Origin of the sequence: Pseudoflavonifractor sp. An44 (assembly GCF_002161675.1) — a bacterium.
Lineage (GTDB): Bacteria > Bacillota > Clostridia > Oscillospirales > Oscillospiraceae > Enterenecus > Enterenecus faecium.
Genome location: NZ_NFIH01000002.1, coordinates 77,975 through 97,253 on the forward strand (window position 1 = coordinate 77,975; position 19,279 = coordinate 97,253).

General features: G+C 56.6%; 20 protein-coding genes and 1 pseudogene. 11 read left to right on the top strand and 10 right to left on the bottom strand.

The genetic code is table 11. The features are described 5' to 3' along the window. Positions 1-75: 75 nt before the first annotated feature. From B5F98_RS01420 to B5F98_RS01435, 4 genes are read right to left on the bottom strand one after another with little or no spacing between them, the layout of a single operon-like run. Positions 76-558: a methylated-DNA--[protein]-cysteine S-methyltransferase gene (locus B5F98_RS01420; protein WP_087369307.1), complete on the bottom strand. Its 483-nt coding sequence runs from the start codon at positions 556-558 to the stop codon at positions 76-78. Beyond that, on the bottom strand, positions 551-967 hold the full coding sequence (locus tag B5F98_RS01425) for a NifB/NifX family molybdenum-iron cluster-binding protein (RefSeq protein WP_087369308.1): 417 nt from the start codon (positions 965-967) through the stop codon (positions 551-553). Before B5F98_RS01425 ends, B5F98_RS01420 begins: the two co-directional genes overlap by 8 nt. Before the next feature lie 34 nt (positions 968-1,001). Next, a complete protein-coding gene (locus B5F98_RS13510; RefSeq protein ID WP_087369309.1) occupies positions 1,002-3,206 on the bottom strand; it encodes a recombinase family protein in 2,205 nt (734 codons plus the stop codon). Further along, positions 3,203-3,388 (bottom strand): hypothetical protein, encoded by a 186-nt coding sequence (locus B5F98_RS01435; protein ID WP_087229902.1) that lies wholly within the window; start codon positions 3,386-3,388, stop codon positions 3,203-3,205. The genes B5F98_RS13510 and B5F98_RS01435 overlap by 4 nt, the downstream gene beginning before the upstream one ends. 121 nt (positions 3,389-3,509) lie before the next feature. On the opposite strand from B5F98_RS01435, the gene B5F98_RS01440 reads away from it, so the two are divergent. The 6 genes and pseudogenes from B5F98_RS01440 to B5F98_RS01465 all read left to right on the top strand — a co-directional run. Beyond that, entirely contained in the window at positions 3,510-3,884 is a 375-nt protein-coding gene (locus B5F98_RS01440) for a BlaI/MecI/CopY family transcriptional regulator (protein ID WP_087229905.1), read from the top strand. After that, positions 3,877-4,713, top strand: coding sequence for a M56 family metallopeptidase (locus B5F98_RS01445; RefSeq protein ID WP_087369310.1), 837 nt, complete (start codon positions 3,877-3,879; stop codon positions 4,711-4,713). Before B5F98_RS01440 ends, B5F98_RS01445 begins: the two co-directional genes overlap by 8 nt. A 15-nt stretch (positions 4,714-4,728) precedes the next feature. After that, positions 4,729-5,430 carry a DUF1287 domain-containing protein gene (locus tag B5F98_RS01450; protein WP_242961571.1) on the top strand — a complete coding sequence of 234 codons (702 nt, stop codon included), beginning with the start codon at positions 4,729-4,731 and terminating at the stop codon, positions 5,428-5,430. Between the two features lie 15 nt (positions 5,431-5,445). Further along, the gene (locus B5F98_RS01455) at positions 5,446-6,108 is read left to right on the top strand and encodes a hypothetical protein (RefSeq protein ID WP_087369311.1); all 663 of its coding nucleotides are present in this window, start codon (positions 5,446-5,448) and stop codon (positions 6,106-6,108) included. An 18-nt stretch (positions 6,109-6,126) separates the two neighbouring features. After that, positions 6,127-6,840: a hypothetical protein gene (locus B5F98_RS01460; RefSeq protein WP_143482707.1), complete on the top strand. Its 714-nt coding sequence runs from the start codon at positions 6,127-6,129 to the stop codon at positions 6,838-6,840. Positions 6,841-6,859: 19 nt separating this feature from the next. Continuing rightward, positions 6,860-7,285 (top strand): annotated as a pseudogene (locus B5F98_RS01465) (manganese catalase family protein); the annotation flags it as partial. 56 nt (positions 7,286-7,341) lie between these two features. On the opposite strand, the gene B5F98_RS01470 reads toward B5F98_RS01465, so the two are convergent. Beyond that, entirely contained in the window at positions 7,342-7,707 is a 366-nt protein-coding gene (locus tag B5F98_RS01470) for a VOC family protein (protein WP_087369314.1), read from the bottom strand. A 134-nt stretch (positions 7,708-7,841) separates the two neighbouring features. Between B5F98_RS01470 and B5F98_RS01475 the strand changes: the two genes are divergently transcribed. The 3 genes from B5F98_RS01475 to B5F98_RS01485 all read left to right on the top strand — a co-directional run bounded on the left by B5F98_RS01475 (position 7,842) and on the right by B5F98_RS01485 (position 11,258). Then, positions 7,842-8,516: a Crp/Fnr family transcriptional regulator gene (locus B5F98_RS01475; RefSeq protein WP_087369315.1), complete on the top strand. Its 675-nt coding sequence runs from the start codon at positions 7,842-7,844 to the stop codon at positions 8,514-8,516. A 90-nt stretch (positions 8,517-8,606) separates the two neighbouring features. Further along, positions 8,607-10,586, top strand: coding sequence for a YgiQ family radical SAM protein (locus tag B5F98_RS01480; protein WP_087369316.1), 1,980 nt, complete (start codon positions 8,607-8,609; stop codon positions 10,584-10,586). Positions 10,587-10,598: 12 nt separating this feature from the next. After that, positions 10,599-11,258 (top strand): Crp/Fnr family transcriptional regulator, encoded by a 660-nt coding sequence (locus B5F98_RS01485; protein ID WP_087230069.1) that lies wholly within the window; start codon positions 10,599-10,601, stop codon positions 11,256-11,258. Positions 11,259-11,294: 36 nt separating this feature from the next. Here the strand turns inward: B5F98_RS01485 and B5F98_RS01490 are convergent, their stop codons facing one another. The 5 genes from B5F98_RS01490 to metF form a co-directional block, all read right to left on the bottom strand. After that, complete coding sequence (locus tag B5F98_RS01490; protein ID WP_087369317.1) at positions 11,295-11,873, bottom strand: hypothetical protein; 579 nt, start codon at positions 11,871-11,873, stop codon at positions 11,295-11,297. Then, positions 11,870-12,073 (bottom strand): 4Fe-4S binding protein, encoded by a 204-nt coding sequence (locus tag B5F98_RS01495; protein WP_087369318.1) that lies wholly within the window; start codon positions 12,071-12,073, stop codon positions 11,870-11,872. Before B5F98_RS01495 ends, B5F98_RS01490 begins: the two co-directional genes overlap by 4 nt. Positions 12,074-12,139: 66 nt before the next feature. Further along, positions 12,140-14,542, bottom strand: a complete 2,403-nt coding sequence (locus B5F98_RS01500; RefSeq protein WP_275532874.1) for a homocysteine S-methyltransferase family protein — start codon at positions 14,540-14,542, stop codon at positions 12,140-12,142. Further along, positions 14,529-15,209: a methionine synthase gene (locus tag B5F98_RS01505; protein ID WP_143482708.1), complete on the bottom strand. Its 681-nt coding sequence runs from the start codon at positions 15,207-15,209 to the stop codon at positions 14,529-14,531. The genes B5F98_RS01500 and B5F98_RS01505 overlap by 14 nt, the downstream gene beginning before the upstream one ends. Next, complete coding sequence (metF, locus tag B5F98_RS01510) at positions 15,206-16,075, bottom strand: methylenetetrahydrofolate reductase [NAD(P)H] (protein WP_087230080.1); 870 nt, start codon at positions 16,073-16,075, stop codon at positions 15,206-15,208. Before metF ends, B5F98_RS01505 begins: the two co-directional genes overlap by 4 nt. Before the next feature lie 396 nt (positions 16,076-16,471). Between metF and B5F98_RS01515 the strand changes: the two genes are divergently transcribed. Continuing rightward, positions 16,472-18,352: a DUF4914 family protein gene (locus B5F98_RS01515; protein ID WP_087230083.1), complete on the top strand. Its 1,881-nt coding sequence runs from the start codon at positions 16,472-16,474 to the stop codon at positions 18,350-18,352. A gap of 138 nt (positions 18,353-18,490) precedes the next feature. Then, positions 18,491-19,228 carry a copper homeostasis protein CutC gene (locus B5F98_RS01520; protein ID WP_087369321.1) on the top strand — a complete coding sequence of 246 codons (738 nt, stop codon included), beginning with the start codon at positions 18,491-18,493 and terminating at the stop codon, positions 19,226-19,228. Positions 19,229-19,279 lie beyond the last annotated feature (51 nt).

The following is a 19,279-nucleotide window of genomic DNA, read 5'->3' on the forward strand; positions in this document are numbered from 1 at the left end:
CATTTGGTTACCGTTGTCCAGAAACAAATTGTGAATAAAAGCAGCGATAAGACATAGCTTACCGCCGCTGTTCAATCATAAAGTATGGTGTTGTTCCAGGGATAGAAGAAATCGCTTTAGTTCTATCCCTCCGGCGTAACCGCCCAAAGAGCCGTCTGCTCCAATGACTCGGTGGCAAGGCACCACCAGCATCATGGGATTTCGGTGGTTGGCCATGCCTACAGCCCGGCAGGCTTTGGGCTGGCCAATTTCTGCGGCGATATCCCGGTAACTGCGTGTCTGGCCGTATGGAATGCGGCATAGAGCCTGCCAGACCCGCTCCTGAAACGGGGTGCCGTGAAGAATGTGCGGAATGTCAAAGACCTTGCGTTTACCCTGAAAGTATTCCTCCATTTGGCTGGCCAGTTGCCGGGTCAGCGGTGTGGGGGTGCCATAGTCCAGAACAGGACCTTGCACAGCGGAGATAGAGACGATACAGTCCCCCACCTGCTCCACTCGAAACGAGCCACAAGGGAAGGTGTATACAGAGAAAATCTCCGTTGCTTCCCTCTTACTCATGGGAGCAGTGGCCTCCGTGGCCATGACCACCACAGCCATGGTCGCCACAGGTGTGGTCATGGTGATGGTGCTCCCCATGATGGCTGCACTTGACATCGGGGTTGTAGTTCAAGGTCTGGGCCAACAGTGCCTCTACTGCCTGATCGGCTTCACCAGAGACGCCGCCGTAGAGCTGAATGTTGGCGTTGGACAAGGCATTTTGAGCGCCTCCGCCGATGCCGCCGCAGATGACGGCATCCACATGCAGGTCGCCGAGGAATCCGGCCAGGGCTCCATGCCCGCTGCCGTTGGTGTCCACGATCTGGGTGCTCGCCACGGCTCCATCTACGATGTCGTATACTTTGAATTGCTTGGTGTGTCCGAAATGCTGATAAATCTGCCCGTTGTCATAGGTAACTGCAATTCTCATGATAAAAACTCCTCTCAGTGTTTGGTATATAGATTTATTTAACTCGTAGAGAGCGCAAAAATGTCTTTTGTTCCGGGTCAATGCGAAAACTCTCCGTGGCCTTCTGGATGGTCTTGTTGTGAATCCAGGGGGAGAGCCGATGTTGGGTGAGATAGGGCAAGGCGGCATCCCATTGCTTCACTAGGGCCTCTGCAAAGTACCACGCCACCATCATTTGGACATAGTAGTCCTCTGCTCTCACCTCTGCGGCCCAATCCAGGTACTCTGGTGAAAAATAGCTATCCAGGTAGAAACGCAACAGAACGCCCAGGCCAAAGCGCACGGTATAGGTGTGGTGGGATTGCATCCAGGTCCACGCCTGGCGAGGCAAGGCCTCCGGGTGTTTTCCAAAGGCCTTGGGGCTGAGCAAATCACAGGTGGCCCAGTTGTCCACATAGGGGAGAAAACGGTTCAGGGCCTCTACGGTCTCCTCATATCCCTTGTACTCACACAGCAACAAGCCGTGGAGGTTGTTTTCCTCGTAGTAGGTGTGGGGGAGCTGGTTGAGAAAGTGTTCCGCCTCAGGAGTGCCCCGCAATTGCTTTGCCAGTCGGCGGAGATCGGGCATGCGTACGCCGATGACCACGTCTGGGCTGACCGTGGGCATGAGTTTACACTGAAACTTCTGATAGGTCAAATCTTGCAGGGCGAACAGGCGCTGCACAATGGGAGTGTCCACGGTACCCCCTCCTTTTCTGAGGATACCATTAGTATAGTCTTTTTCCTGCCCACTGGCAAGCGGAGCTCCATCTCGAAATCGGAACTTCATTGGGAGATGAGATAGCTTTAGTTCCACAATCCGTTGGGGGCAGACTGTGATGCTCTCCACCAGCAGCTTACATAGGGCGTCGCTGGCCTCTGGGTGTTGGAGGATATGCTCCATTGCCTCCTCTGGGATGATATCTGGCGAAGGTGCCTGCAACCGCTGTTCCAGGCTGGTGAGTTTTCGGTCATACGTCTCTTTCATGAGGGCCAGTTCCTCCTTGGTGATATGCCCGGAGGCGTAGGCGTCCAGAAGAACGGCTTTCCGGTCCAAGATGCGCAATTGTTCCCGCTCTATCTGTTCCCTGTTGGGGCTCTCTCCATGGAGCAGATGAGCGATGGAGGTACGTAGGCTGGAAGGACTCAACTCCAGAGCAAATAGGGCTTGACGGAACATCTGCCTGGCGTCATCGTCCCGGAGAATGCGGGCAACCTTACACCCTCCACGGACAGATGAGGCGCAGCTCCACCGGAGAATGACCCTTCCGTCCGGGAGCTTGCGCCGCCGAGCTACGAAGGTGGCGCCACATATCCCGCATTTGATCTTACCAGACAGGGCATAATGCACGGAACGGCTGCGAGGGGTGTGCTTGCTGCGCTGCTTTAATTCCTGCTGTACGGTATTCCACAGCTCTCGGGAGATGATGGGAACGTGATGGTCCGTCAGGGTGATCATCGGCTCTTCTCCGTGGTTTTGCCGTTTTGCATGGCTGAGATAATCGGGAGTATAGGTCTTTTTTTGTACCAGGTCTCCTACATACTTTTCATTTTTTAACAGCTTCACCAGGTAGCTGCTGCTCCAATGGGAGTTCCCAGAACAGGTGCGCACGCCCTCCTGCTCCAGCATCCGGGCGATTTGTGTGGTGCCCAATTTTTCCGCCCCATACAGGTGGAAAATACGCTGCACCAGACGGGCTCCCTCTGGGTTGATGGAGAGTACCCCATCTTTCACATCGTACCCCAGCATGGACCGCCCGAATACCACCCCCCGCTCCATCTGCCGGGTCTGTCCCCATTTCACCCGGGCTGAGGTCCTTCGGCTCTCCTCCTGGGCAATGGAGGCCATAATGGACAGCCGTAGCTCTGCGTCCGGGTCCATGGTGTTGATGCCGTCGGTGAGAAAGAGAACCGAGACCCCCAGGGCCTTGAGTTTCCTGGTATAGGCGATGGTGTCCAACAGATTTCGGGAAAAACGGCTGACTTCCTTGGTGAGAATGATGCGAAATTTCCCGTCCTGGGCGTCCTGAATCATCCGCTGAAAGGCTGCCCGCCGTTTGGTGCTGGTGCCTGTGATACCCTCGTCGGCATAGATGCGATACAGCTCCCACTTGGGGTGCTGGCGGATGTACTGGGAGAAGTAGCGCTGCTGAGCGGCAAAGGAGTTTGCCTGGTCCTCCTTGTCCGTGGAGACCCGGCAATAGCTGGCCACGGAAATCATAGCCGTTTGCCCTTCTCTAGCTGCTCTAAGGCCAGGTCTATCTGCTCCCGCTCCAATATCCCTTGTTCGCCTAGGGCCAGAAGTAGACTGGTACGGAGTAGCTGAAAAAATTCCGGGTCTGTCTCCGGTGAGACAGGGCGGGCATCTTGGATTTCATACAGGGTTGCAAATCTGGGCTTCATGTGTCTCCCCTCCTCCCTCTTGGCTTCATGTATACGGAGACGGGTGGGCAAAAATCCCTTGACAACTATCTACTTCAAGTGTAGTATATAATTAACTACTACATATGAAGTTGGTGATACCATGAAGCATTTGCCAGACAGCGAGCTGGAAGTGATGAAGGCCCTGTGGGCCTGCGGAGGTGATGCCTCCCGGGCGCAGCTGGAGGAGACCTTGGCGCCCCTGGGGTTGGCCTCCAACACGGTGAACACGTACCTGACCCGTTTGACGGAAAAGGGGTTTGTCAGTGCCAGACGGGACGGAAAGCTCAACCGCTACACGCCTCTGGTGAGTCGGGAGGAGTACCTCACCTTTGACAGCCATTCCATTCTCTCCAAGCTGTATGATGGCTCTCCCCGCAAATTTGTGGCCGCACTGGCCAAGGGGGGGATGACGAAACAGGAGGTGGAGGACCTCCGGTCGCTCCTGGACCAATTGGGTGGAGGGGACCATGGATGAGTGTTTGATGGATCTATTTGCCCTGTCCCTGGGGGGCGGCGTGGTGGCGCTGGTCCTCATGGGGGTGGCACGGCTCACCCGGGCCAGATATGGAGCCAAATGGCGGTGTGTGATTTGGGCGCTGCTGTGTCTGCGCCTGATCATTTTGGTGCCCTCGGTACCCCAGGTCCAAGCCCCGGTTCAGATGACCGTGCCCCAGATAGACCGCCCAGTGGCGGTATCCGCTGCCCCATCAGTTACTCCGGATGAGGGAACCTCTTCCCCACTGCGTCCCGATGAAAAGGAAGAAGCGCCAGCAATTACCTTGTCTCACATCGTAGGTGGGGTGTGGCTGTTAGGCATGTGCGGGGTTCTCGTATGGAGCGGGGTGGCCCACATGAGGCTACGCCGCTATCTGAGACGCTGGGCGGTAGTGGAGACACGGGAAGAGGTGTGTTGCCGATATGCGGCACAGGCCCAGCGGCTGAATCTTAAGCGTGTACCTAAGTTATTGGCGTGCCCCGGGCTGGAGGTACCTATGTTGACGGGACTGGTGTCCCCTGCCCTGATGTTACCACAGGACGCATCACCAGAGGACGGATTGGACTATGCCCTGCTTCACGAGCTGATTCACTACCGCCGCAGAGATATCTGGCTGAAAGCGCTGGTGATGCTGACAGTTTCGGTGCACTGGTTCAATCCGGTGATGTGGCTGATGGTGCGTCAGGTGGACCGAGACATTGAACTGGCCTGTGACGAGATGGCACTGACCGTTCTGCCGGAAGAGGAGCGTCTGGCTTATGGGGAGACCATCCTCCAGGCGGCAGCCAGAGTCCATCGGCAAACATGATGGGAGGGATGGGAGATGCACAAGAGAAAAAACCGGGTGATGATCCTGGCAAGTGTAGGAGTTTTGGTGTTGGCTGTGGTCTGGGTGTTGCAATATTACGGTATTTTGCCCAAGCGGACCTACTCCTCCCAGCACTTCGGCATTGACGTGGTGTATAGCTCCCAGGACTATAACCTCAACGGCGTGGATGACTACACGGATTTTCTGCTGGGCGCCAAGCAAGACGCAGAGAACCACCCCACCTATGACGGCACATACTATGCTGGCGGTTATCCACCGGAGGACATAGGGGTGTGTACCGATGTGGTTTGGAGGGCGTTCCGGCAGGCGGGCTATTCCTTGCGGGATATGGTGGACCAGGACGTGCGACAATACCCGGACCGCTATCCAGACATCCAATACCGGGATGCCAACATTGATTTTCGCAGAGTGAAAAATCTATGGGCTTTCTTCCAGGCCTACGCCCTGGAGTTGACCTGTGATATCACGGATATTGACCAGTGGCAGCCCGGCGACATTGTGATCTTCAACGAGGGCAAACACATCGGGGTGGTGTCCGATCTGCGCAACCGCAGCGGACAACCCTATATTCTGCACAATGCAGGTCAATTTCGACGGGAAGAGGATTATCTGGGGCGGTCTCCAGTGGAGGCTCACTTTCGTTTTGACGCTTCTTGTGTGCCCCAAGAGGTTCTGGTGGCCTGGGGCGGTGTGTGAAAGGAGTTTGAAGCTATGAAGAGAAACAAGCATCCGGTTCCACCTCATTCTCCCTTTACCACGCCCTTTTCTCCAACGGCACAGGAGATGGGATTGCGTCTGCGCAGTCTGTTCCAGTGGAAGAAGAAACGGCCTCCCCTGGCGGTGCTGGGCCTGGTGTGTGCTGGAGTGGTGCTCAGCGGCTCTCTGGTCTCCTGCCAAACTGCCGCTGTGGATGACTCGCCTCCTCTGGCAACGGACTCTGTGCCAGAGAGGACCGAGAAGCCGCAAGCTTCGGTGATGCCAGAGGAGACGGAACAGACTTCGGAGGTACCCGACCTCAATTTCTTCTTTGGCGGCGGTTGGGGCGGTCTTTCCTGGGAGGAGCTGCTGAACAGTGGGGCGCGGTTTAATGGAAGCAGTCTATTGAATCCCGATGAGATCGCTCTGGACTATTCCATCCTCAACGGAAGCTTTACTCACACCATGCGCTTGCAGTCCGGCGATGTGTTAGATGTGGCGCTGCAGGTGGATGAAGGGATCTTGGGGATCGCCATTGAAGGGGGCAACGGCACCCCGCTCTACCAGAATGACAATCTAGATACCTCTCAATTCCATCTGGAGATTTCTCAAACCGATTCCTATCAAGTCACCATCACCGGGAGTAATACCAAGGGAAGCATTCATTTGAAGGTCTGATGGGAAAGGAGAATTGCTATGAAATCGTTTCGACCGACTCTGCCTCGTTCGCCTTTTACCACGGCGTTTTCCCGGACGGCTCGTGAGACGGGAATTCGCATTCTCAACCTGTTTGAGTGGAAGCGGAGACGTCCGCCCACGTTCCTTCTGTTGCTGATATGTGGAGCTGTGTTGCTGTGCGGGTCTCTGGTGTCCTGCCGACCGAAAGAGGCTACGCATTCTCTGACCCAGGAGGAACTGGACTATTTCAATCAGGAGTTCTTCAACGGAAGCACCGGGAATATGCACAATCAATTTCTAACCAGTGAGTATACCTCCCCCGGTGAAATCAATCTATTTGAGCTGTTTTACAACGGGATAGACGGAACGGCTGCCCAGATCTCCCAGGGGGAGCGGGAGCAACTGAGTGAACTGGAACCCATGACAGAGTACAGCGGTGTTATCAAGGTGACCAGGCAGGAGATGGACCAGGTGCTGGAGGCAGGTCTAGGCATGGGCCTGACGGAGACCCAGCAGCAGGGACTGGAACGGTTCCACTACCTGGAGCAACCGAACGCCTATTATCTGGTGCACGGAGATACCAACTTCCAATGGTGTACCATTACCTCCGGCACCCATATCTCGGACCAGCAGGTGCAGTTGCAATACACCAAGGATGACGGTACGGCATGGGAGGTTACCTTGGAGTCCCGGGGGGACAGCTATGTGTTCTGTTCCAATGTGAAAAGATAGGTGTCATTTTGACCCTTCTGTAGGGACAGAGGAACTGGGACATCTGGAGATGATCGGCACCATTGTCCATCAGCTCACCCGAAACCTCACCCAGGAGCAGCTGCGGGAAGGCGGCTTTGCCCCCTACTTCATCGACCACACTGCCAGCGTCTATCCTACGGCCGCCTCCGGTTCCCCCTGGAATGCCGCCGGGATTGGGGTGAAGGGCGATATCATCGCAGACCTCACCGAGGACCTGGCCGCGGAGCAGAAGGCCCGTGTGACCTATGACAACATCCTGCGTATGTCGGATGACCCCGACGTCAACGATGTCATCCGTTTTCTGCGGGAGCGGGAGATCGTCCACTTCCAGCGCTTTGGCGAGGCCATTTACCGGGCCAAGGAGCGGATGGACCAGAAAAATGTCTATCTCACCAACCCCGCCTTCGATCAAAAGAGATCATAAGCGTAAACTTGGGCCCGTTGCCAGATGCGGCAACGGGCCCAATGATGTTTTTTTGTTTACTTTTCGGGGACGATCTCAATCCAGTACCCATCGGGGTCGGTGATAAAGTAAATTCCCATGTCGGGGTTCTCGTAACAGATGCATCCCATCTCCTGGTGCCGGGCGTGGAGGCCCTCGTAGTCGTCGGTGACAAAGGCCAGGTGAAACTCGCACTCGCCCAGGTTGTAGGCTTCCGCGCGGTCCCGCAGCCAAGTCAACTCCAGCTGGAACGGGGTCTTGCCGTCACCCAGATATACCAGTTTAAAAGAATCGTCCTCCGGGACGTATTCCCGCACGACCTCCAGGTCCAGGGCATTTTGGTAGAAGGTCAGGCTCTTCTCCAGGTCCAGAACGTTAAAATTGAAGTGCTGAAAATGAATCATAAGGGGTCACTCCTCCAGGTAAAATAGACAAGCCATATTATACCGTCTCCTGTGTCGCCTTGCAATATGGTTGACGGGAGAGGTGATACCCCTTACAATGAAATGGATGATCCGAAGCTCTGGGAGGAATTGCAATGAATTTGACGTTTTTGGCCCAGACTCCTCTCTTTCGAGGGATAGCCCCTCAGGATATCACCGCCATGCTGGGGTGTCTCCACGGCAGGGAGCAGTCCTTTTCCAAGGGACAGCTGATCTATGGAGCTGGAGAATGTGTCACCGCCATGGGGATGGTGTTAGAGGGCAGCGTCTGCATTCAGCGGGACGACTTCTGGGGCAATACCAGTGTGTTAGACTCGGTGCAGCCGGGGCAGATGTTTGCAGAGACCTACTCCTGCATCCCGGATGAGCCGCTGATGGTCAGTGTGGTGGCGGAAAAGTCGTGTACCGTTCTCTTCCTGGAGACGCCCCACATGCTCCAGGTGTGCAGCAATGGATGCGGATTCCACCAGAGACTGGTGCAGAACCTACTGTCTATCTCGGCCCAGAAGAATTTGGCCCTCTCTCGGAAAATTGCCTTTACTACCGCCAAGACCATTCGGGGTCGACTTCTGACCTATCTCTCTGCCCAGGCAGCAGAGCACAAGAGCCCTTCTTTCACAATTTCCTTTAATCGTCAGCAGCTGGCAGACTATCTCAATGTGGAGCGTAGTGCCCTGTCCAACGAGTTGAGCAAAATGCAGCGGGATGGCCTGTTGACCGTGGAGGGCAGACAGTTTGTGCTGAAGGTACAGGAGGAAAACCTCCTATAAGACTGGAAATGAAAAACCCATTGCCAGGTGGAATCTTTTCGTATACAATAGAGGGCTGTCAATTGATGCACAAATGAAGGAGGACGCACCATGCGTGACTTTTTGCCAATTTCCAAAGCGGATATGGAGCGGCGAGGCTGGGAACAGTGTGACTTTGTCTACGTCATTGGGGATGCCTATGTGGACCATCCCTCCTTTGGCCATGCCATCATCAGCCGTGTGCTGGAAGCGGCAGGATATAAAGTGGGATTCATCTCCCAGCCTGATTGGAAGAACCCCCAGTCCATTACCGTCCTGGGTCGGCCCCGTCTGGGCTTTTTGGTCACTGGCGGCAACATGGACTCCATGGTCAACCACTACAGCGTGTCCAAAAAGCACCGCAAGATGGATGCCTTTACACCCGGTGGAGTGATTGGGAAGCGGCCCGACTATGCCACGGTGGTGTACTGTAATCTCATCCGTCGGGTGTACAAGGATATCCCCATTCTCATCGGCGGAATTGAGGCCAGCTTGCGCCGCATGGCCCACTACGACTACTGGTCAGACAAGCTCAAGCGCTCCATTTTGCTGGACAGCCAGGCGGACCTGCTCATGTACGGCATGGGCGAGCGGTCTGTGGTGGAGGTGGCGGACGCTCTGGACAGCGGCCTGAAACCCCAGGACATCACTTTTGTCAATGGTACCGTGTACCGTGCCACCCAGGTGGACCTGATGGTGCCCTATGTGACTCTCCCCTCCTACCAGGAGCTGTGTGAGGATAAGCGCAAGTATGCCCAGAGCTTCTACACTCAGTATTGCAATACGGACCCCTTCTCTGGGAAAACGCTGGTGGAGCCATATGGCTCCCGGGAATATGTCATCCAGAACCCCGCCCAGAAGCCGCTGAGTCAGGCGGAGATGGACCGGGTGTACGGTCTGCCTTATATGCGTACCTATCACCCCTCCTATGAGGCCGCTGGCGGTGTGCCCGCCATTGAGGAGGTGCGGTTCAGCCTGGTATCCTGCCGTGGCTGCTTTGGTGGGTGTAGCTTCTGTGCCCTCACCTTCCACCAGGGGCGTATCATCCAGACCCGGAGCCACGAGTCCATCCTGGCAGAGGCCCAGCAGATGGTGTGGGAGCCGGACTTCAAGGGATACATCCACGACGTGGGCGGCCCAACCGCCAACTTCCGTCAGCCCGCCTGTAAAAAGCAGCTGACCAAGGGCGTGTGTCCCACCCAGCAGTGCCTCTTCCCCAAGCCCTGTAAAAACCTGATTGCGGACCACAGCGACTATCTGGCCCTGCTGCGCAAACTCCGGGCCATTCCCGGGGTGAAAAAGGTGTTCATCCGTTCCGGTATTCGCTTTGACTATCTGTTGGCCGATCAGGACGACACATTCTTCAAGGAACTGGTGAAGTATCATGTGTCCGGCCAGCTGAAGGTGGCTCCCGAGCACATCGCTGACCCGGTGTTGGAGAAGATGGGCAAGCCGCCCCGGGCTGTCTACGACAAGTTCCTAGCCAAGTACAAGCGGCTCAACGAGCAGTGTGGTCTGAAGCAGTACGTGGTGCCCTATCTCATGTCCTCCCACCCAGGCTCTACGCTGAAAGAGGCGGTAGCTCTGGCGGAGTATCTGCGGGATCTGGGTTATATGCCCGAGCAGGTTCAGGACTTCTACCCCACCCCCTCTACCCTGTCCACCGCTATGTACTACACGGGACTGGACCCCCGCACCATGAAGCCGGTGTATGTGCCCACCAACCCCCACGAAAAGGCCATGCAGCGGGCGCTCATCCAGTACCGCAACCCCAAAAACTACATGCTGGTCCACGAGGCCCTGGTGAAGGCAGGTCGGGAAGATCTGATCGGTTACGACAAGTACTGCCTCATCCGGCCCAAGGGTGGCCAGTGGTCCGGAAAGAAGCCTGGAGCCTCCAGCCAGCGCCCCAACACATCCAAGGGCGGAAAGCCCAAGGTCAAGGGGGACACTTCCCGCACGACTTCTCCGAAAGAGCACAAGAAGAAAAAGGCTGGGTGGGCGGTAGCCAAGCCCAGCAATTCCCGCAAAAAGCGGACCGGAAGAAAATAATCAGGTGAAACCATGAGTATTTCTCAATATTTCCCCATTTGGGACCAACTGACCCCAGCCCAGCAGGAACTGCTCGCCGCCTCTGCCTCCAAAGCCCAGGCCACCAAGGGGACCGTGCTCCACAATGGTTCGGCGGACTGCCTGGGGCTGCTGTTGGTGTGCAGCGGACAGCTGCGGGCGTACATTCTCTCGGACGAGGGGCGGGAGATCACCTTGTACCGCCTCTTTGAGCGGGATATGTGCCTGTTCTCCGCCTCATGTATGCTGCAAAGCATCCAGTTTGACATTCAGATTGAGGTGGAGAAGGATGCGGAATTCTGGATTATCCCACCGGACGTGTACAAATCCCTCATGGAGCAGTCCTCTGCCGTGGCCAACTACACCAATGAGGTGATGAGTGCTCGGTTCTCTGAGGTCATGTGGCTGATGGAACAGGTGATGTGGAAGAGCTTTGACAAGCGTTTGGCCGACTTTCTCCTCCAGGAGAGCGTGCTGGATGGCACGGACCAGCTGGTCCTCACCCACGAGAAAATTGCAAACCACATGGGGACAGCTCGGGAAGTGGTCACACGAATGCTTCGGTACTTCCAGTCCGAAGGCCTGGTCTCCCTCTCCCGGGGCGTGGTGAAGATCGAGAATGAAGCTGCCTTGCGACAATTAAGTGAGCGATAAAAAAGCTGCTGCGATTTCCTCGCAGCAGCTTTTTGCTCATTTGTCTCGGTATTTTGCTTGGCAAATCAGCTGTGTCATGGTGCCCATGGGGCAGTAGACGCACCAGGAGCGGGGCTTGAAGAGCACCATAGTCACAAGGCCCAGCAGCGTAGATGTGAGCATGACACTATAGAAGCCAAAGGCAAACTGAGCCACACCGGGAGAGAACAACGTGCCGTGGTAGGCCCAGTGCCAGGGCAGCCGGAAGGTCCACAGCAGGGTCACCACCTGAGAGAGGTTCTGGGCACCTGCAAACACCAGATAAGTATTCCACAGCATGAGAAAGAACATGGCAAAGAAGAACACCAGAAAGCCGTAGCGGAATCCCCGGCTCTTCATCCACTTGGGCATGTCTTTCCGCCGGGATAGACCAAACCGGCCTCCCAGCAGGCCCAGAAGCTGACCTCGCCCACAGTAGCGGTTGCAGTAGCTCTTCTGCCCGGTGGCAACGGACAAAATCAGAGGAATGAAAAAGCACAGCAGGCCCAGCCAGGCAAAGAGAATGTTGAAAAAGCCTAGGACTAGGTAGAGGGCTGTGGCAATCCACAGATAGTCATACCAGCGCTTTCCCTTCATGCCCCCACCTCCTGAATGGTGATGATAGAGGCCGGGCACTCCTTAGCGCATTTCCCACACCCCACGCAGCGGGCCGGGTTTACCTTGGCATACAGCCCATGGAATACTTCAATGGCTGACAAGGGACAAACCTTGACACAACAGCCGCAGGCCACACACAGGGCTTGGTCCACCACGGCGTTTCGTTTGACAACACGCATCTGTCTTCCTCCCACGATTTGATACGTGTATCATACTATGCCGGGAGTTTTCGTTCTGTGACCAGGTCACATAGCGGTAGAAAAAACCCGCTTTGCAATGTCTACGGAGTCTTTGGCGTCTTTTGCATAGAAATCAGCGCCGATTTGAGCGGCATATTCCGGGGTAAGCACGGCTCCACCCACCATCACCTTGCAGGTCAATCCGGCCTGACGGAGTTGGGCGATGGTCTCTTCCATGTTCTTGACGGTGGTGGTCATCAGGGCGGACAGTCCCACCAGGGGGGCGTGATGGCGCTGAGCGGCCTCCACTACCTTCTGGGGGTCCACATCCCGGCCCAGGTCCACCACGGTGTAACCGTAGTTCTCCAGCAGTACCTTGACGATATTTTTTCCGATGTCGTGGATATCCCCCTTCACCGTGGCGATCACGATGGTACCCCGGTCCACTTGCTCCTGGTCGCCCGTGGCCATGTACTGGCGGATGACGTCAAAGGCGGCTTGAGCGGCTCCAGCAGACTGGATGAGCTGGGGCAGAAACACCCGGTTTTGTTCGAAGTCGGCTCCTACCTTGTCCAGAGCGGGAATGAGCATCTCATTGACAATGTCCATGGGCTCCCGCTGCTCCAACAGACTGTGGGTGGCAGCGGCGGCCTCTGCTTTTAGCCCAGCCACTACGGCTTCTTCCAGCGTTCGAGTGCCGGAGGTACTGGTGGGAGAAGCGGAAGTCCCGGCTGTGGTGGTGATGGAGGTGGATACGGTGGCGTTGCCGTAGGCAGCGATGAAGTCGGCGGCGTTTTCGTCCACCGTGGTCAGCAGATGGTAGCAGCGCACGGCTGCCATCATGGCGTCCACGTTGGGGTTGAGAATGGGCAGGTCCAATCCCGCCGCCATGGCCATAGTCAGGAAATTCTGGTTGACCAGTCCCCGGGCGGGGAGGCCGAAAGAGATGTTGGACACTCCCAGCACCGTTTTCAGGCCCAACTCCTCCTTCACCTGTCGGAGGGCCTGGAGGGTCTGCACCGCCCCAGTGGGCTCGGCAGACACCGTGAGGGTGAGACAGTCAATATACACGTCCTGTTTGGGAATGCCGTAGGACATGGCTCGGTCCAGAATGTGGCGGGCGATCTCCACCCGCTTCTGGGCGGTCTGGGGAATTCCCTCTTCGTCCAGAGTGAGGCCCACCACAGCAGCGCCGTATTGTTTCACCAGGGGGAGAATTTTGTCGCTGGTAGCGTCTTCCCCGTTCACGGAGTTGACGATGGCCTTGCCGCAGTACACCCGCAGGGCCCGCTCCAGCACGGCTGGGTCAGTGGAGTCCAGCTGCAAGGGGGCGTCTGTCACCCCTTGAATGGCCTTCACCGCTGCCACCATCATCTCAGCCTCATCAATGTCAGGCAAACCCACGTTGACATCCAGAATGTCCGCCCCTGCGTCCACCTGAGCCAGGGCCTGCCCCAGCATATAGTCCACATCGCCCCGGCGGAGCGCTTCTTTCATCAGCTTTTTGCCCGTGGGATTGATGCGCTCACCAATGACGCGCACCCGGTCAATGGGCACCACTTTGGTGGCGCTGCACACCGCCGGAGGCACCTGTCGGGGCACCTGGCGCACCTGGGCCTGGCTAAGCGCCTCCCGCAGCAGCCGGATATATTCCGGTGTGGTGCCGCAGCAGCCGCCAAATACCTGTACCCCCATCTGGGCCAGAGAGGCCAGACTCTGAGCAAACTCCTCCGGGGTGATGTCGTAGCCAGAGCCGTCCGGATGGGGCAGGCCTGCATTGGGCTTGAGCACGATGGGAAGATTGGTCCAGGCAATCAGTTCCTCCACCAGGGGAGGCATCTCCCGGGGGCCCAGGGAACAGTTGATACCGATGGCATCGGCCCCCATTCCCTCCAGGGTCAGAGCGGCGCAGGCGGGGCTACAACCCAGGAAGGTGCGCCCGGTGGCCTCGTAGGTCATGGTCACCATGACGGGCAAGGAACTGTTTTCTTTCACGGCCAGCAGAGCGGCTCGGGCCTCCTGTAGGTCGGTCATGGTCTCGATGACGGCCAGGTCGGCCCCAGCGGCCACACCAGCCCGTACCACCTGGGCAAATATATCCACCGCCTCTTCAAATTCCAGAATACCAGTGGGCTGAAGCAACTGGCCGATGGGGCCGATATCCAATGCTACCAGTCCCCTGCCCTGGGCAGCTTGCTTGGCCAGAGAGACGGCAGCTTGTACGACTTCTTCCACAGTGACCCCGCAATGGGCCAGTTTTTCTCGGTTTGCCCCAAAGGTGTTGGCGTAGACAATCTGACTGCCTGCGGCCAGATAGGCTGTGTGTATGTCCAGCAACCACTGGGGGTGTTCCAGGGCAACCAACTCAGGGGTTGCGCCTGTGGGCAGCCCTTTGGCCTGGAGCATGGTGCCCATGGCGCCGTCCAGCAAGATGGGTTGACCGGAGGTAAGTAACTTATTTAGATCCACAGTGACCGCCTGCCTTTCGATATTGACAATGTTCCCCGGCAGGACAGCTCAGACAGCTTCGCTTGGCGTCTGTCACGGGTGTGTGAGACACACCGATGAGAGCGGTGACCGATTTTCGGGGGGTTAAAATGTGGGTGGCGCTGGCGCACAGCCCGATTTTTCGGGGGGCGTCCAGCAGGGCCAGCAGCGGGCCCTGGAGAGACAGAGGCAAATCCCCATATCCGGGGCTATACCGGAAGGGGAAATAGCACCCCGGATACTCTCCGTGAAGGAACGTCTCGATTTCATCGCAGACCTGTTCCACCGCAGCAGTGGCGCAGCAATCCAGAGCCAGGGCCTGGAGCATGTCCCGGCTCTCCGCCTGCCGGATGAGGCTGTCTGTCTGCGGGGACAGGGTGGCACAGAACACTGCCACCTGATGGCAGCCGCTGAGATGGGCGCGAAGGTCCTGGCCAGGTAGAAGAAGCCCGGTGGACAGGCGCACCCCCTCCTCCTCCAGAGAGATGGAGAAGGTGCGATAGGTCCACCGGGGACGAGCCGTTTTTACAAGTGCCTGGGCGCAGGTCGTTACCGTCTCCACCAGCGCTTGGTCCGCCTGGTGGGCGGGACAGCCCATATACCGCAGAACCTCAGAGATGTCCAGGGACGAAAGCTGTACTTCCATCATACGCTGCGGATGGCGGTGATGCTGTCGCTGATCTGACGGGCCACCTGAGGGTTGTTCATGGTGTACAGGTGAATTCCATCCACACCGGCGGCAATCAGGTCGGAAATCTGATCAATGGCATAGGCGATGCCCGCCTCCCGCATGGCCTGGGGGTGATCACCGTAGCGGGCCAGAATACGGGTCAGCTTCCGAGGCAGAGAGGCACCGCACATGGACACCATGCGCTGGATGGAGGCTTTGCTCAGCACCGGCATGATCCCCGCCTCAATGGGCACTTCAATCCCAGCCAGACGGCACCGCTCCCAGAAACGGAGAAAATCGTCGTTGTCAAAAAACAATTGGCTAACCAGGTGAGTCACACCGGCATCCACCTTCTGCTTGAGGTAGCGGATGTCAGAGACCACGTCGGGGCTCTCCGGGTGTCCCTCGGGGTAGCAGGCCCCGGAAATGCCGAAGTCCCCGTGCTGCCGAATCCAAGACACCAGGTCATCGGCGTGGAGAAAATCCGTGTGAGAGACTGCGTTGGGGTTGTGATCTCCCCGCAGCGCCAGAATGTTCTCCACGCCTCCGGCCTTAAGGGTGTTCATCACCTCTAGAGCACTCTCCTTGGTGCAGCCCACACAGGTCAAATGGGCCATTGCGGTAATGTGGTACTCATTTTCAATCATGCAGGCAATCTCTTGGGTGGAGTGGTTGACGTTACCGCCACCCCCTGCGCCGTAGGTCACACTGATGAAATCAGGGCGAATATCCTTCAATCCATCTAACGTGCGATAGATGCTGTCAATGGGGGAATCCCGCTTGGGCGGGAAGATCTCACAGGAGAATACAGGGCGGCCTTGGCCAAACAATTCTGCAATTTTCATGGGGTACCTCACTCGTTTGCTTTTTTTCGCTAAATAGCTGTATCTTTTGTGAGTATACAGGAAAATAAGGCAAAATGCAAGATGTCTTGGGAAGCGAAGGGAAAATGTTAACAAAGTATGAAATGTTAATTTCCTCACAAAAATTCGACCATTTGCGAAAAAGGATATCTGAAACGATAAAACGGGAAAAATTGTCGTGGTATGGAAGGAGTTTCTAGATAAATGCGGTACGAATCAAATAAGAACGGTTGAAATGCATTAGAAAAAACCGGAAAACGCAAGACGGGAAAAATGATCTTGCAAGAAAAGAGTGGTTGACAAGTCGCCGTCAAGTTTGATACTCTACGTGTAGTATGTTAAATTTCAAACTATGTCACGGAAAAGAGGTTGCGGTACATGAACGTGTTGTTGGAAGAGTTTGTGCTCCCTCCCGACCTGGAAAAGATACTGGACAACAGCCCTAGTATCATCATTCCCAAGACGGAGGAGATGCTGTACGGCCTGATTTTTGGCAATAACGGAACCAATACCAATCAGGTGGATGTCTGCTACCGGGTCAATGGTGAGCTGGTGAAGGAGGCAGTGGTCTCCCGCTGCAAGAACGGTGCTGCCGTCAACTTCACCGAGGACTATATGCGCCGTCGTGATCCGGACTGTATGCGCATTGGCGATGATCTCCCCACGGATAAGCCCCGCTTTAAGGATGTGTACGGCTACGACTTCGAGAAGTTGAAGATCGAGACCTATAAGTGGCTGGCCCGTCAGGAGTTGATTCTGGTGCCCTTTATGGCGGGCGGCAAGGAGTATGGCTATGAGGCTTTGCTGGTGTGTCCCCGCAATGCGGCCTTCTTTGCCTTTGCTCTGTCTCAGCTCCAGTCCTTTGTCAGCGGCAAGGACATTCACAACTTTAAGCCCCGCGCCATTGTCTATGTCGCTCCCCCCTTCCGCCACACCCACTTCAACGGCAGACAGGTGTGCGTGCACAATCGTCTGGAGGACCGCCATGAGGTGTTCTCTTATAACCTCTATCCCGGCCCCTCCGCCAAGAAGGGCATTTACAGCGTGCTGCTGGATATCGGCGAACAGGAGGGCTGGGTGACTGCCCATGCCTCCGCTGCCCGTATTGTCACTCCCTATGAGAATGAGATGGTGATGATGCACGAGGGCGCTTCTGGCGGCGGCAAGAGCGAGCTGCTTCAGGATGTGCACCGTGTGTCCGATGGCCGTGTGCTGCTGGGCACCAACCTGGAGAACGGCGAGCGGGATTACCTGCACATGAGCGATACCTGTACCATTCACCCGGTCACCGATGATATGGCCATCTGCCACCCCTCTTTCCAGACGGAGAGCGGCAAGCTGGCTCTGTACGACGGTGAGGACGGCTGGTTCCTCCGTGTGGACGGCATCACCGAGTATGGCAGCGATCCCATGTACGAGCGCATCACCATTGAAAGCGAGAAGCCTCTGATGTTCTTCAACATCGACGGTGTTCCCGGTGCTACCTGCTTGGTTTGGGACCACACCATGGACTCCAACGGCAAGCCCTGCCCCAACCCCCGTGTGATTATTCCCCGCACCATGGTGGACAACATTGAGATGTCCCCTGTGGAGGTGGATGTGCGCAGCTTCGGCGTGCGTATGCCTCCCTCCAGCGCCGCTCACCCGGACTACGGCATTATGGGTTTGATGCACATCATCCCCCCTGCTCTGGCTTGGCTGTGGCGTCTGGTGGCCCCCCGTGGCTTTAAGAACCCCAGCATCAGCGGAAACTCTCCCCTGGCCAGTGAGGGCGTGGGCTCCTATTGGCCCTTTGCCACTGGCCGTAAGGTGGTGCAGGCTAACCTGCTGCTGGAGCAGATTCTGAACTCCCCCAATACCAAGTATGTCCTGATTCCCAACCAGCACATCGGTGTGTATCGCATCGGCTTTGCTGCGGAGTGGATTGCCAGAGAGTATCTGGCCCGCCGCGGCGGCGTGAATATGAAAATGGACCGTCTCACCCCCGCCCCCTGCTCCCTGCTGGGCTACTGCATGAAGGAGATGAAGGTAGACGGTCAGGAGATCCGCACCACCTTCCTGCACCCTGAGACCCAGGAGCAGATGGGAATGGAGGGCTACCAGAAGGGCGCCCAGATTCTCTACGACTTCTTCGCCAAAGAGCTGGAGGCCTTTGACGTGGAAGAGCTCCACCCCGTGGGCAAGGAAATCCTGGAGTGCTTCAAAAAGCACGGCACCATCGAAGACTACTGCGCAATTACTCCCCTCGGCCTGAAATGAGAACCAGCACCCTCAGCTTTCCGGCAACAGAAAGCTGAGGGTGTTATTTTGCGCCCACTTGAAAAGAATACCACTTGTACTCTGCGCAATTTTTGTTTATGATATATAAAAGCATTCTACCGATGACAGGAGACGGTCATGATGACTTTGGAAATTTGTGTCGACAGCGTGGAATCGGCCCGTGCCGCAGCGGCGGGTGGAGCCACCCGACTGGAGCTATGCGGCAATTTGATCATTGGCGGGACCAGTCCCAGCCCCTATCTCATTGAGGCGGTACAGAAGCTGGGTGTGCCAGTGCGTGTGTTGCTTCGCCCTCGCTTCGGCGATTTCCTGTATACCCCCTCCGAACAGGAGATCCTGTACAAAGAGGTGGAGTTGTGCCGCTCTCTCGATGTAGACGGCGTGGTGATTGGTGCGCTGTGCCCGGATGGGACCTTGGATGTCCCCTTCCTCTCTTCCCTGGTTGAGGCCGCCGGGCCTTTGGGAAAAACGCTGCACCGGGCGTTCGATGTGTGCGCCGATGCCCAGCAGGGCCTGGAGACGGCGGTCACCCTGGGCTTTGACACCATCCTTACCTCCGGTCAGGCGGCCACAGCTCTGGAGGGAGTGGAGACTTTGGCCCAGCTGCAACAGCAGGCGGATGGGCGGATTACCCTGTTGGCAGGCAGCGGCGTGAGCCCGGAGAACATTCCTGTCATCCGGGAGCGCACAGGAATTTCTGCGTTCCACATGTCGGGAAAACGCACGGTGGAGGGCGGTATGCAGTTCCGTCGGGAGGGAGTTCCCATGGGATTGCCCTTTGCCAGTGAATATGAGCGATTTTACACAGATGAGGGCTTAGTACGCAGCGCTTATGCAGCACTAACCCAAAAATGACTCAAAATGCAAAGGTAAATATCAACAAAAATTTCAGTGAAATTTTGTGAA